The 14143-nt window shown below is 66.6% G+C and carries 10 protein-coding genes and 3 tRNA genes; 8 read left to right on the top strand and 5 right to left on the bottom strand.

Going from position 1 to position 14143, the window contains the following annotated elements:
- The first annotated feature begins 16 nt into the window (after positions 1-16).
- The 4 genes from Q9R31_RS17210 to Q9R31_RS17195 are packed head-to-tail and all read left to right on the top strand — an operon-like array spanning position 17 to position 6014.
- Positions 17-2866 (top strand): PEP/pyruvate-binding domain-containing protein, encoded by a 2850-nt coding sequence (locus tag Q9R31_RS17210; protein ID WP_311263917.1) that lies wholly within the window; start codon positions 17-19, stop codon positions 2864-2866.
- Between the two features lie 57 nt (positions 2867-2923).
- Positions 2924-4081 carry a hypothetical protein gene (locus Q9R31_RS17205; RefSeq protein WP_311263916.1) on the top strand — a complete coding sequence of 386 codons (1158 nt, stop codon included), beginning with the start codon at positions 2924-2926 and terminating at the stop codon, positions 4079-4081.
- A gap of 57 nt (positions 4082-4138) precedes the next feature.
- Positions 4139-5140, top strand: a complete 1002-nt coding sequence (locus Q9R31_RS17200; protein ID WP_311263915.1) for an ATP-binding cassette domain-containing protein — start codon at positions 4139-4141, stop codon at positions 5138-5140.
- Complete coding sequence (locus Q9R31_RS17195) at positions 5130-6014, top strand: ABC transporter permease (protein WP_311263914.1); 885 nt, start codon at positions 5130-5132, stop codon at positions 6012-6014. Before Q9R31_RS17200 ends, Q9R31_RS17195 begins: the two co-directional genes overlap by 11 nt.
- A gap of 73 nt (positions 6015-6087) precedes the next feature.
- On the opposite strand, the gene Q9R31_RS17190 is transcribed toward Q9R31_RS17195, so the two are convergent.
- From Q9R31_RS17190 to Q9R31_RS17170, 5 genes are all read right to left on the bottom strand, one after another.
- Positions 6088-7578 (bottom strand): C40 family peptidase, encoded by a 1491-nt coding sequence (locus Q9R31_RS17190; protein WP_311263913.1) that lies wholly within the window; start codon positions 7576-7578, stop codon positions 6088-6090.
- 183 nt (positions 7579-7761) lie between these two features.
- Positions 7762-8682 (bottom strand): cation diffusion facilitator family transporter, encoded by a 921-nt coding sequence (locus Q9R31_RS17185; protein ID WP_311263912.1) that lies wholly within the window; start codon positions 8680-8682, stop codon positions 7762-7764.
- 10 nt (positions 8683-8692) lie between these two features.
- The gene (locus Q9R31_RS17180; RefSeq protein ID WP_311263911.1) at positions 8693-9121 is read right to left on the bottom strand and encodes a metallopeptidase family protein; all 429 of its coding nucleotides are present in this window, start codon (positions 9119-9121) and stop codon (positions 8693-8695) included.
- A gap of 9 nt (positions 9122-9130) precedes the next feature.
- Positions 9131-10105 carry a DMT family transporter gene (locus Q9R31_RS17175; protein WP_311263910.1) on the bottom strand — a complete coding sequence of 325 codons (975 nt, stop codon included), beginning with the start codon at positions 10103-10105 and terminating at the stop codon, positions 9131-9133.
- Positions 10106-10215: 110 nt separating this feature from the next.
- Complete coding sequence (locus tag Q9R31_RS17170; RefSeq protein WP_311263909.1) at positions 10216-11232, bottom strand: PHP domain-containing protein; 1017 nt, start codon at positions 11230-11232, stop codon at positions 10216-10218.
- A 163-nt stretch (positions 11233-11395) separates the two neighbouring features.
- On the opposite strand from Q9R31_RS17170, the gene Q9R31_RS17165 reads away from it, so the two are divergent.
- The 4 genes from Q9R31_RS17165 (at position 11396) to Q9R31_RS17150 (ending at position 14004) form a co-directional block, all read left to right on the top strand.
- Positions 11396-11468: transfer RNA gene (locus Q9R31_RS17165), tRNA-Glu, on the top strand.
- Between the two features lie 91 nt (positions 11469-11559).
- Positions 11560-11633 (top strand) — tRNA-Asp (locus tag Q9R31_RS17160).
- Positions 11634-11681: 48 nt separating this feature from the next.
- Positions 11682-11757, top strand: a tRNA-Phe gene (locus tag Q9R31_RS17155).
- A 654-nt stretch (positions 11758-12411) separates the two neighbouring features.
- A complete protein-coding gene (locus Q9R31_RS17150) occupies positions 12412-14004 on the top strand; it encodes a glycoside hydrolase family 68 protein (protein ID WP_311263908.1) in 1593 nt (530 codons plus the stop codon).
- Positions 14005-14143: the final 139 nt, after the last annotated feature.

The raw sequence follows: 14143 nt of genomic DNA, 5'->3' as shown, positions 1-14143 counted from the left end.
ATAAGGCACCTGGGTCATGGAGCAGCCAGGGCTGCCGACAGCAGCCACCAGCACCGACGCCGGGCTGGTGCTGGATCTGCGCCGGCTTGATGCCGGAATGCTGGCGTTGGTGGGCGGCAAGGCAGCCAACCTCGGAGAGCTTTTGTCCGCAGGGTTGCCGGTCCCGGAGGGCTTCTGCCTCACCACCGACGCATACCGGCAGGCAGTCGGTACCCCCGGTTCCCTGCCTCCCGCGTTGGCCGGGGTCTACGCCGTGCTCGGAGACGCAGCACGGGCCGGCGTTGCGGAACCGCCCGACGTCGCTGGGCTGGCTGGAACGGCACGTTCCGCGATCCTGGCAACCGGGCTTCCGGCGGCGGTCTCCCGGGCGGTGGAACAGGCCTACACGGCCCTGGGGTCCGATGTTCCGGTGGCAGTCAGGTCCTCGGCCACCGCTGAAGACCTGCCATTCGCCAGCTTCGCCGGGCAGCAGGACACCTACCTCAACGTCATCGGAGTGCCTGCCGTGCTTGATGCCGTCCGCAATTGCTGGGCGTCGCTGTGGACGGACCGGGCAACGGCCTACCGGGCAAGCCTGGGTATCGATCCGGCAGGCGTGGCGCTCGCTGTGGTGGTCCAGCGGATGGTGGACGCGGACGCCGCCGGCGTCATGTTCACGGCGAACCCCCTGACCGGCCGCAGGCGGCAGATCGTTATCGATGCCAGCCCGGGCCTGGGCGAGGCCGTCGTCTCGGGCGCCGTCAATCCGGACCACTTCGTGGTGGACGCCCTGACAGGCAAGGTCCTGGAACGGAAACTGGGCGGCAAAGGCGTTGAGGTACGGCCCCTGCCCGGCGGCGGGACGCAGACCCGGAGGCGTCAGGCAGCCGGTGACGCCGCCTGCCTGACGGACGGGCAGCTGGCCGGACTCGCGCGGCTCGGCCTGCAGGCCGAGGATCATTTCGGCGCCCCGCAGGACACGGAGTGGGCCATCGACCGTGCCGGGACCCTGTGGCTCACGCAGTCCAGGCCGATCACCACCTTGTACCCGGTCCCCAAGAGCAACGCAGCCGCGGGCGGTACCAAGGCGTATCTATGCTTCAGCCTGGCCCAGGGGCTTACCCGGCCGCTTACGCCCATGGGCCTTGCAGCGGTGCGCCTCATCGCTTCCTCCGTCGCCACAGCTGTCGGCTTCCCTGTTCCTGATCCCCGTCGTGGACCGTCGCCCTATGCCGAAGCCGGGCAGCGGATCTACATAGACTTCACCACTCCCATCCGCAGCACTCTGGGCCGCCGGCTGGTTCCCCGGGTTTTCGACGTCATGGAGGCCCGGACTGCAACGGTCATGCGGCACCTGTTCGAGGACCCCGCTTTTTCGGTGACCACGAGGACGCCCTTTGGGCTGCTGCACCACGTCGCTCCCGCAGCAGTCCGCGCGAAGGTTCCCGGCACTTTCCTTCGGGCGCTGTTCCGGCCGGGGGCAGCCCTCCGGCGGCTGGACCGCTTCACGCGGGACTTTGAGGCGTCGCTGGGTTCGGACGACGGTGCCGGCGCGATGGCAGGCCTTGACCACGCCGAGTTGCTCCTGGGGCGGCGCCTGTTTCCGATTGTGCCGGCCATTCTTCCCCTTCCTGCCCTGGGTTTCGCCATGCTTGGCGTGGCGGGAAAGCTGCTGGGCGGGAATGCCTGGGGTGAACTGCAGCCCGTGATCCGTGGCCTGCCCAACAACGTCACCACGGAAATGGACCTGGAGCTGTGGCACCTTGCCACGGAAATCCGGGAAGACGCTGAATCACGCACGGCACTGATGGCGGAGGACCCGGCTGCGCTGGCGGCCGCGTTCCAGGCCGGGCAGCTGCCGGCACGCCTTGACGCGGGCCTGGCCAGGTTCCTGGCCAGGTACGGCCACAGGGCAGTGGGCGAGATCGACGTCGGCCTGCCGCGATGGTCGGAGGAACCGGCGCATATCCTGGGCATCCTTGCCAACTACCTTCGGCTGGAGGACCCGGCCCTGGCGCCTGACGCACAGTTCAGCAAGGCCATCGAGGACGCTGAGGCGCAGGTGGACCGGCTCGTTGCCCGCGCCGCCGCCCGCGGCCGGATCAGGGCAAAACTGGTGCGTGCCGCGCTTCGGAGGGCACGGATGTTCGCCGGCCTGCGTGAGCTGCCAAAGTACCAATTGGTGGCCGGCCTTGCGGAAGTCCGCCGGCTGCTGCAGCAGGCGGGCAGGGAACTGGCGCAGGCCGGCGTCATCGAACAGCAGGACGACGTGTTCTTCCTGGACTTCGCCGAGGCCCGCCAGGCTTTGTCCGGGAACACTCTGTCCGGGAACGCTTTGTCCGGGAACGCCGCGGACAACGGAGCACCCGCCCGGGACCTTCGGGCACTCGTGGCCGGCCGGCGCCAGGATTACGCCCAGGAGCTCCGGCGCCGCCACATTCCGCGGGTGCTGCTCTCGGACGGCACCGAACCCGAAGCGGTGCATACCGGCGTCGGACATTCCGCGGAGGGAACGCTGGCCGGCAGCCCTGCCTCGGCGGGAACAGTGACTGCTGCGGCGCGCGTCATCCTCGATCCCGTCGGTGCCCGCCTGGAGCCCGGGGAAATCCTGGTGGCCCCGTCCACGGACCCGGGCTGGACTCCGCTGTTCCTGACCGCAGGAGGGCTGGTGATGGAGATGGGCGGCGCCAATTCCCACGGCGCCGTTGTGGCCAGGGAGTACGGCATACCTGCGGTCGTTGGAGTCGCGGATGCCACCGTACTAATCGGCACCGGGCAAATAATAATGGTCGACGGCGGTGCGGGCACGGTGGTGCCCAAACCATCCGGCGCCTCTGTCCAGGACGGGGACAATACAGGGGGCACCTATCCACCTGCACCGGCGTAGTCTTTACCTATGGGCTCCAACGCGCTGGATTCCAGCGGACGGCTGCAAAAAATACGGTTGCAGCGAAACAGCACAGATGGCCGCCGGGTGTGGCTGCGGTGGCTGCCCGCGGTCGCGGCCCCGCTGGTGATTGCCGCCGGCGCCCTGGCCGGGTCCCTCCCGGCAGGTGCCAGCAACCCATTACCGGCCAAGACGCCGGCGCAGGTCCTGGAACTGGCGGCGAGCCACCACATGCAGACGTTCTCCGGCACCGTGGAACAGTCCGCTGAACTGGGACTTCCAGAGCTGCCGGCCACCGGCAAGCCATCCGGTCCTGCCCCCGCCGGGAGTGCCGCCTCCGTGATTGAGCTGCTGTCAGGCAAGCACACCGCGCGCGTCTACCTGGATGGCAAGGACAATGCCCGCGTGCAGGTGATGGACCAGCTGGCTGAACGGGACGTGGTCCGCCACGGCGCCGACGTCTGGTTCTATTCGTCCAAGGACAACACAGCCGCGCACTTGACCCTGCCCGCGCATGCCCAGGACCCGGCGCGCTCCAAGGACCACCAGGGGGAAGCGGGAATGCCAACGCCGGGCGACCTGGCACAGCATTTCCTGTCCAAGATTGAACCCACCACAGCCGTTTCGGTGGGACCGGACGTATCTGTTGCCGGACGCACCGCCTACAACCTGCTGATCGAACCGCGCACCGAAACAACGCTGGTGGCCAAGGTGGAAATCGCCGTCGACGGTGAAAACGGGATGCCCCTGTCCGTCCAGGTGACCGCACGCGGAGCCGACAACCCCGCGTTCCGTTCCAGGTTCACGAGCCTCTCGCTGGACGCCCCGGATCAGTCCGTCTTCAACTTCGCCCCGCCCCCGGGCAGCACCATTAAGGAACTTCCCGTTCCGGACAAGTCCCATATGCCGGCCAGTTTCCGCGATCCCGGCACGGCCATCACTCCTGAACAGCTCCTCTCAAACGGTGCCGGCAAGGGACGCGTCTCCATAACCGGCACTGGCTGGGAGACCGTGGTGGGCACGGCGAATGGATCCGCCTCTGCGGCCCAATCATTGCTGCAGGACCCGCTCCTGTCCCAGGCCGCCACCGCCGTCCCCGGCGGCCGCTTGCTCTCCACCGCCCTGCTCAACGTCCTGGTCACGGACGACGGACGTATCTTCGCGGGAATGGTGGCGCCGGATCGGCTGCAGGCCGCAGCAGCAGCGGCTCAGTAAGTGTTGGACGCGCGGGGGAGCGTTGGCGGGACGGGGGCCGGCCCGGTGGGTTCTGGTTTGGCCATCGAGACCCGCGGGCTTAGCAAGCACTTTGGCCGGCAGGCCGCCGTCGACCACGTAGACCTTGCCGTCCCGCATGGTACGGTCTTCGGCTTCCTGGGACCCAACGGCTCCGGCAAGACCACCACCATCCGCATGCTGCTCGGCCTCGCCGCGGCATCCGCAGGGTCGGTGACCCTGCTCGGCCAGGAGATGCCTGGCAGGCTCCATGACGTGTTGCCGCGCGTGGGCGCCCTGGTGGAAGGTCCGGCGTTCTACCCATTTCTGTCCGGCGCCGCCAACCTCCACCGGCTGGACGCCGCGAGCCCGCACACCGTTCCCGCTACCCGGCGCAGACGGGTACAGCGGGCGCTGGAGCGCGTGGGCCTGGAGCACGCAGCCGGGAAGCGCGTGCACGCCTACTCGCTGGGAATGAAGCAGCGGCTGGGCATCGCCAACGCCTTGCTGTCGCCACGGGACCTGCTGGTCCTGGATGAGCCCACGAACGGGCTGGACCCGCAGGGCACGCGGGAAGTCCGCAATCTGGTGCGGTCGCTGGCGCATGAGGGCACCACCGTTTTTGTGTCCAGCCATCTGCTGGCCGAAGTGGACCAGATGTGCACCCACGCTGCCGTCATGAGCGTTGGGAAGCTCGTGGCGCAGGGGCCCCTTGCCGAGCTGCGGCAGGCCGGAAGCACCCGGCTCCGGCTGGTGACGCCCGACGGCGGAGCGGCCCGGCAGGTCCTGGCGCGGCTGGGACTCATGCCGGAACCCGGACAGGCTGAATCTGGACAGGCTGGACCCGGACGCGCTGTAACCGGACAGCGGGCGCAGCCGGAGGGGGAGACCATCGTGGCAGAGCTGGAAGGTGGCGCCCAGCCGCCGGCGGTGCTTCCCGAGGACGTTGTGGCGCACCTCGTCCAGGCCGGCGTCCGCGTCCGGGGATTCGCCGTCGAGCGGGAAAGCCTTGAAGACCGCTTTGTTGCCCTCACCGGGGAGGGATTCGACGTTGCCCAGTAGTGTGCCCGCGGAGATTCCGGAGGCTGCCGGAACTGCCCTGCCAGCCGCAGTCCCGCGCAGCTCGGGGCTGTCCCTGTTGGCGTCGGAACTTAAAGTCCTGTTCGGCCGGCGGCGGACGTGGGCGCTGCTCCTGGCGCTCGCCGCCATCCCGGTCCTGATTGCCGTTGCGGTGAAGGTCTCTTCCGCGGTTCCGCCCGGGCGGGGGCCTGCCTTCCTTGACCGGATCACCCAGAACGGCCTGTTCGTGGCCTTTACCGCCATGCTGGTTTCCGTGCCGCTGTTCATGCCGCTCACGGTAGGCGTGGTGGCGGGCGACACGATCGCCGGAGAGGCAAGCCTGGGAACCCTCCGGTACCTCCTGGTCGCGCCGGCCGGGCGGGTCCGGCTCCTCCTGGTCAAGTACGCTGGCGCGTTGGCCTTCTGCATCGTGGCGCCCTTGACCGTTGGCCTTGCGGGCGCGGCCATTGGCGCGGCACTTTTCCCGGTGGGTCCGGTGACGCTGCTCTCCGGCGGGGTGGTCCAGCCCTCCGAGGCTGCCCTGCGCATCGTGCTGATCGCTGCCTACCTTGCTGTGTCACTCGCCGGACTGTCGGCAATCGGGCTGTTCCTGTCCACCCTGACCGTGGTGCCGGTGGGAGCGATGGCAGCCACGGTGGTGGTCTCGGTGGTCTCCCAGGTCCTGGACCAGTTGCCGCAGCTGGAGTGGCTGCACCCGTGGCTTTTCAGCCACTACTGGCTTGGTTTCGGTGACATGCTCCGCCAGCCCCTTGAATGGGATTCCTTTGCCAGCAACGGCCTCCTGCAGGCCGGCTATGTGGCAGTGTTCGGGGCGCTCGCCTACGGCCGGTTCGTCACCAAGGACATCTTGAGCTGACGACGGCGGCGGAAACGGCCACGGCCCGGGCAGCCTGGCTATGCAGCTCAGCCCTGCAATTCAGCCGTGCAGCTCAGTAGCGGGCCGCATACGGGTAGAGGTCCATGCCCACCATGGAGCTGATGGTGGAAACGGTGATGCCCTCCTGCGGGTTGAGTGCCTGCACCACCTGGCCGTTCCCAAGGTAGATGGCGACGTGGTAGAAGTTCGGTGCCGAACCCCAGACGAGCAGGTCGCCGCGGCGGGCCTGTGAAATGGGAACGTGGATCGGGGCGGCAGCGTATTGCTGTGAGGCTGTGCGGGGGAGATACTTTCCGGCCGCCGCGAAGGCGTTCTGGACCAGTCCTGAGCAGTCAAAGCCGTAGGGGCCGGTGCCGCCCCACTGGTAGAAGTACGGGGCGCCCACCTTTCCCAGAGCGACGGAGATGGCTGCCTCGTAGGTCCCTGAGCCGGTGGAAGGGGCAGGGGCCGGGGCGGGTGCAGCGGGTGCAGCGGGTGCGGGCGCGGGGGCAACCGGAGCAACGGGTGCGGGTGCCGCGGGTACGGGCGCAGCCGGGGCGGGAGCGGGCGACGCGGGGGCGACGGCAGCCGGTGCAGGCGCAACAGGTGCTGCGGGCGCCGGGGCCGCCGGGGCCGCTTCCTGTCCACGGCCGTTCTGTGTTGCGTTTTGTGCTGCCTGGCTTTGCGCTGCCTGGTTGGGCGTCGCCTGGTTTTGGGCAGCCTTGTCCTGCTCGGCCTTGTCCTGTGCAGCCTTGTCGGCGGCGGCGGACAGGGCGGCAAGCCGGGCCTCTTCGCGCTGCCGGTCCAGGGCATCCACGCGGGCCGATTCCAGCGCCACAGTGGTGTTGCGGAGCTGTGCCAGCTGGTCCACCAGGATGGTCCGCTGCGCTTTGGCGTCGGCCACGGCCTTGGCCTGCGCGGCGTTGGCCTGTTCCGCCTGGGACTTCCGTTGTTCAGCCGTTTTCGCTGCGTCGTCCGCGGCTTTGGTGGCGTCTTCGGCAGCTGCGGTCAGGGAACGGTAGGCGGTGGCCGCGGCGTCCGCAGCCTCGAAGGCCCGGCTTCGGCTGGCTGAAAGGGCCTCGAGCGTGGCTGCCTGCTGCAGGCTCTCACCGCCGCTGGCCAGGGTCCCGAGAGTGGGGTTCAGGCCGCCGTTGCGGTACAGGTCCCCGGCGAGCTGCCCCACCTGCTTCCGGGTTTTGTCCTGCTGTTCACGGGCGGACGAGGCCCTGGCGGAGGCAACGGCTGCCGCGTCTGTCCTCTGCTGCAGCTCCACCAGTGCCTCGCTGTACGAGTTGTTGGCCTGCATGGCCACGGCAAATGCTGCCTGCTGGGCTGTGGAGGCGTCGCCAAGGATGCGCTCGATCTGGCTGACCCGGTCCGCCGTCGCGGCCTCGCTGGCCTTCGCTGCTGCGATGTCCTCCGGCGAAGGGATTTCAGGCGACGCCGGAACGGCCAACAGAGTGGATGGCGCCGGTACAGCGGCTGCCGGCGTTGCCACGGATGCAAAAAGGACGACGGCGGCGCACAGCACGGCCGTCCTGCGGCCGGATCCGGATAAAGCCATCTGCAGAGACCTCGCAACGGTAAGGCTGGGAGTGAGGTTCTGGACGCGGCACGACGGTGCCCCTCAGCTGCTCGCCAGCAGTCCGAGGTTACGTGACGTTCTGCACATTAGCAACACTAGTCACATCAATAACATAAACCACAAGCGTGTCATTAGGAGCTGAATCCGTGGGGCGTGTCGTGCTCAGGCATGCTGGTGCGCTTCATGCTCCGAGTGGCTGGCCGGCTCCAGTTGGAAGGTGCAGTGGTCGGTATCGAAATGCGAACCCAGACAGGTAATGAGTTTGTCCAGTAACTGGTCGGCGCCCCGCGCGTTGAGCACTCCGTCCTCCACAACAACGTGGGCCGAGAACACGGGGACGCCGGACGTGATGGTCCAGATATGGATGTCATGCACGTCCGTCACGCCGGCAACGGAGAGGATGTGTTCGCGGATCATCTGCACCTCCACTCCCTTGGGACTGGCTTCCAGCAGGACATCCACCACATCACGCAGCAGGCTCCAGGCGCGCGGCAGGATCATCAGCGCGATCAGGACAGAGGCGATGGTGTCCGCCGCCCGGAAGCCGGTCAGCATGATCACTGCCGCCGCGATGATGACGGCCATAGAACCAAGGAGGTCGCCGAGTACTTCCAGGTAGGCGCCCCGGATGTTCAGGCTCTCGTCCTGTGCCGTGCGCAGGATCATGAGCGACACGAGGTTTGCCACGGCACCGAGGATGGCGGCAAAGAGCATGATGTCCGTCTGCACTTCCGGCGGAGCACTGAAACGGCGGATCGCCTCGGAGAAGATGACCACGGAGATCACGATCAGGATCAGCGCATTGGCCAGGGCCGCGAGGACCTCCGCGCGCTGGTAGCCGTAGGTCCGCTGGTTGCTCGCAGGGCGCCCTGCAATCCAGGAAGCCAGGAGGGCGATGGTGACACCGGCCGCGTCCGACAGCATATGTCCCGCGTCTGCGAGCAGCGAGAGCGATCCGGACAGCACGGCCCCGACGATCTGGATGACCACCACGGCAAGCGTGATCCCCAGGACGGCCACAAGGCGTTTCCGGTGCCGCCCGGTGGCGGTGATTCCGTGATTGTGGCTGTGGTCGTGTCCCATGCCTACAAGGCTAGCCCCAGCCCAGCTCGTGCAGCCGGTCATCGGATATGCCGAAGTGGTGGGCGACTTCGTGCACCACGGTGACGGCCACTTCGTGGATCACGTCGTCCTTGGAATCGCAGATCCGAAGAATGGGTTCGCGGAAGATTGTTATCCGGTCCGGCAGGGAACCGGCCTCCCACCAGGAATCACGTTCCGTCAGCGGGACCCCTTCGTAGAGTCCCAGCAGCACCGTGTCCGGATCTTCCCCGGGGCCCGGCACGTAGTCGTCGTCGATGAAGACGGCCACGTTGTCCATGGCCCGGGCCAGCCTGGCCGGAATGCTGGCCAGGGCATCCTGGACGGCGGCCTCGAACTCGTCAGGGGACATTGTGAACCCGGACGGCTCGCTCGGGCCGGAAGGCACAATCGGAAGCCCCGGCGGAAGGCTGGCTGGCATACACCGACTCTAGCGCCGAAGCGGCCGCTGCCGGCTGCGGACCCCGGTACGGCGCCGGGTGAGCCCCACACCCACCAGGCACACCAGTCCGCCCACGAGTCCCCATGTCGTGGGGATCTCGCCCAGCAGCAGCCAGGAAATCAACACCGTGGTGCCCGGGACCAGGTACGTGGTGGCGGCCAGCTTCCCCGCATCCACCAGCGACAACGCATATGCCCACGTGGTGAAGGCGATGGCTGTAGGGAATACACCCAGATAGGCCAGCGCAAGCGTGGCCTGCGGCGGGGCAGCCTGCACTTCGGACGCCAACTGCCCGGCGAAGGGCAGGCAGCAAAATGCCCCCACCACGATGCCGAACCAGGTTGCCTGCGCCGCGGGGAACTTCCGTACGACCGGCTTCTGGATGATGACGCTGACGGCGGCGAGCACCGCGGCAAGGAGGCAAAGCGCCACACCCGCCAGGTCCGCCGTCGAACTCTCCCCTGAACGCGGCTGTCCGGATCCCAGGGCGATCAATGCGACACCCGCGAAGGCCACGGTGCTTCCGATGAGCAGCCAGCGCGGGAAGCCTTCCTTGAGGAAAATTCCGGCCATAATGGCCACCAGGATGGGGTTGACGTTGATCAGCAGGGCGCTGGTGCCGGCATCGAGGATGTGCTCGGCGGCGTTCAGTGCCACGTTGTAGCCACCGAACCACATCACGCCGTAGGCGAGAATGGGCAGCCATTCCCGTCCCCGGGGCAGAAGCCGGCTCTTGAGCAGTTGCGGCACCACCAGGAAGGCCAGAACGATGGCGGCAATCACCAGCCGGCCAAGGGTCAGCGGGCCGGGGGAGAAGTAGGGGCCAATGGCCCGGATTCCCACGAATGCCGACGCCCACAAAACGACCGTGATCACCATGGCGGCCACCCCAAGGGCTTTCACGGGCTTCGCTGCTGCAGTGGCGGTGGTCAGCGGTTCATGGGCGGGGCTGGTTGGCGGCATGAGACAAATCTACGGCGGGAAAAGGCCCCGGGCTGGCGGAAATCGGCCACGTCGGTGTCCTCGGTCAGGATGCTCCCCCACAACGTGCTGCGGATGTCTGGGTGCCGACCCTATCGTTTGCCGGCCCAGCCAAGCAGGTCTTCCACGGGCCAGGTGGTGATGATCCGCTCGGCCGGCACGCCGTTCCGGGCCGCCCGCTCTGCGCCATACTGCAGGAAATCCAGCTGCCCGGGTGCGTGGGCATCGCTGTCGATCGAGAACAGGCAGCCTGCTTCCAGCGCCAACTGGATCAGGGCATCGGGAGGGTCCTGCCGTTCCGGGCGGGAATTGATCTCGACCGCCACGTTGTGTTCCGCGCACGCGGCGAACACTTCAACGGCGTCGAATTCCGACGGCGGCCGGGTTCCGCGCGAGCCCTCCACCAGCCGCCCCGTGCAGTGGCCCAGGACATTGGTGTGCGGATCCTGGATGCCGCCGAGCATCCGGGTGGTCATGGTTTTCCTGTCCGCGCGCAGCTTTGAATGGACGCTGGCCACCACGATGTCCAGGCGGTCCAACAGCTCCGGTTCCTGGTCCAGCTCACCGGATTCGAGGATGTCCACTTCGATTCCGGTCAGGAGCCGGGTACCCCCGCCGTTGCCGTTCACCGCTGCCACCACGTCCAGTTGGTCCTGCAGCCGCTCGGCCGATAAGCCGTTGGCAATGGTGAGGTTGGGGGAGTGGTCGGTCAGTGCCAGGTACTCCCGGCCCAGCACCCCCGCCGCCGCCACCATCAACTCAATGGGGGAGCCGCCGTCGGACCATTCGCTGTGGCTGTGCAGATCGCCCCTTAGTGCCTCCCGGATTTCCTTCCCGCCGGACGCCAGGGGCTGGGCGCCCTTCTCCCGGAGGTCCGCCAGGTAATCGGGGACCTGGCCGTCCACCGCCTGCTTGATGACCGCGTAGGTGCGGTCGCCGATTCCCTTCATGGACTTGAGCCGCCCGGTCCGCGCCCGGGTGGCCAATTCCTCCGCGCCCAGGGGGCTGATGGCGGCCGCCGCTTTGCGGAAGGCCTGGACCTTGAAGGTGGCGGCGCGTCCGCGCTCCAGCCAGAAAGCAATCTCATTGAGCGCTGCGACGGCATCCATCCGTCCATCTTGACCCGTGAGGAGGCCCAAAGCGCGGTTTTCCGCCGATTTTGGATAATTCCTGCAGAGGCCCTATAGTTTTAGAGTCCAGTTCGGAGAAACGCAAAGGACAAAGACGGAAAGCCTCGCTTGACGCCTTTTATTTTGTTCCGAACGGGTTCTGGCCCCCATCGTCTAGCGGCCTAGGACACCGCCCTTTCACGGCGGCGGCACGGGTTCGAATCCCGTTGGGGGTACGCAAGGAACTGGTCAAGCAGGCTAAAAAAGTCTGGTAGGCTGGAAGCCTTGAAAAAAGCGGTAGAGATACTGCGAAGGCAAGAAACGCAAGGCCCTGTAGCGCAGTTGGTTAGCGCGCCGCCCTGTCACGGCGGAGGTCGCGGGTTCAAGTCCCGTCAGGGTCGCTCTGATTGTTGGAAGAAATTCCGGCTGTCATGGTGACTAGTCACCTAGGCTCTGTAGCTCAGTTGGTAGAGCGTTCGACTGAAAATCGAAAGGTCACCGGATCGACGCCGGTCGGAGCCACCACTGGGAAGCATCAGTTCTTCGGAGCTGGTGCTTTTCGTCATTTAACCCGGTGTTCGGCTGGCCGGGTAATGCTGACCCCGCATCCTGGCCGCTGCCGATATCGGGCTTCACGTCCTGGTTGGGCCATTTTCTGGTTGAGCACTCGAAATTCCTGAGCTTGTTCGCAAAACCTTGCCTTGCTGGTTCGGATCCGCGAACAAGCTTGCGTCGCACACCCCACTCCATGGCCAGCGGATCCACTTAGGGCAGCCCCTGAATCCAGGTGCTCTGGTCCACGTCCTGCGGGGCTCGGGCCCGCCTCTCTAAAGGTCGTACAAATAAATTCGACTGACATCTGAAACATTTGATTTCTGACAAACCGTTGTGGCACGCGCGCGCCTTGGATTGCGTAAGCGCTTGCATCCTACTCGGCGGTAGCGGGTTGGAGCGCCCGAAACAAGGTTTGAACCACTCCGGCTTCCCGTCTAGCGTGGACGGGCAAGCCGAGGGAAAGCATGCTTTCCATCGGCCAACAGGGCCGCACCCAGGCCCTGATTCCCCAACACAATGGCGTCCCTCACGACGCCTGCGGTGTTGCCGGACGCGGTTGTTGCGGGGCCATGGGCGCAGGCCCGTCTTCCACGAACAGTTACAACTCCGCGAGAAGAGCAAGAAATGCACAAGCACCCCCAACACCGGCTGCCGCGGTGGCGCACAGCCGCCGCAGCGCTGGTGGCAACCGCGGCGGCCTCAGCCTTCCTGGCCGTCCCCTCGGCGCAGGCCAACGAGCCCTCCGACCCGCCCGCAGTCCAGCAGATGCCGGCCCCCACCCCAGGTTTCCCCCTGCCGACGCAACACACCCAGCAGCCTTTTGACCCGGCGTCGGACTTCACCTCCAAGTGGACCCGCGCGGACGCCAAGCAGATCATGGCACAGAGTGACTCCTCGGTCTCCCCGGGCACGAACTCCATGAGCCCGGACGTCACCATGCCGGAAATCCCAGAGGATTTCCCCACCATGAATGACGACGTCTGGGTCTGGGACACCTGGTCCCTGACGGATGAGAATGCCAACCAGATCAGCTACAAGGGCTGGGACGTCATCTTCTCCCTGGTGGCCGACCGCCACGCCGGCTACGGCTTCGACCAGCGCCACTGGAACGCCCGGATCGGCTACTTCTTCCGGAAAACCAATGCGGATCCGGCAAAGGACAAGTGGAACTACGGCGGACACCTGTTCCTGGACAACACCTCCATCGGCAACACCGAATGGTCCGGCTCCACCCGCCTGATGCAGGGCAACCACGTGAACGTCTTCTACACGGCCACCACCTTCTACGATGTGGCCGAGCGGAACGCAGGCGGCGGCGGGATTGCTCCCGACGCAGCCATCGCCAAGGCGCTGGGCAACATTCACGCGGACCAGAACGGCGTCACGTTCGACGGCTTCGACCACACCAAGCTGCTGGAACCGGACGGAAAGATGTACCAGACCAAGGCGCAGAACCCCGGCTTCGCGTTCCGCGACCCCTACACCTTCGCCGACCCGGCCCATCCCGGCAAGACCTTCATGGTGTTCGAAGGCAACACCGGCGGCACCCGCGGTGATTACCAGTGCAAGGGCGAGGACCTCGGCTACCAGCCGGGCGACCCCCACGCCGAGGACATCAGCGACGTCCAGGGCAGCGGCGCGTACTACCAGACCGCAAACGTGGGCCTGGCCGTAGCGGACAACAAGGACCTGACCAAGTGGTCCTTCCTGCCGCCGATCCTGTCCGCCAACTGCGTCAACGACCAGACTGAGCGCCCGCAGATCTTCATCCAGAACGAGGGCGGCAGGAACAAGTACTACCTGTTCACCATCAGCCACCAGTTCACGTACGCCGCAGGCATGCGCGGCCCCGACGGCGTCTACGGCTTCGTGGGCGACGGCGTCCGTTCCGACTACCAGCCGATGAACAACAGCGGATTGGCGCTCGGGTCCCCGACCGACCTGAACCTTCCGGCCAACGCTCCGGAAAGTCCGTCCGCCAAGCAAAACGGCCGGCAGTTCCAGGCATATTCGCACTACGTCCAGCCAGGCGGCCTGGTGCAGTCCTTCATCGACAACGTCAACGGCGTCCGCGGCGGTTCGCTGTCGCCGACGGTCAAGATCAATTTCCGCGACGGCGTATCCCAGGTTGACAGGGGCTTTGGCCAGAACGGCCTCGGCCCGTTCGGATACCTGCCCACCAACGCCAGGGTTGGCGGCGAGGGCCTCTACAAGTAGGCGGCACCCGCCCTGCCGCTGCATGTGGCACTGATCCAGGCGGGGAGTCCTTCGGGGCTCCCCGCCTGATCCTTTTAAAGGGACTGTGTTTAACCAGGACGCAACGCAATTCCTTGACGGCGGGCCGCAGAGTTTCCGG

The sequence above is a fragment of the Pseudarthrobacter sp. BRE9 genome, from assembly GCF_031844305.1.
Classification (GTDB): domain Bacteria; phylum Actinomycetota; class Actinomycetes; order Actinomycetales; family Micrococcaceae; genus Arthrobacter.
This window is presented reverse-complemented; position numbering and strand designations above follow the sequence as displayed.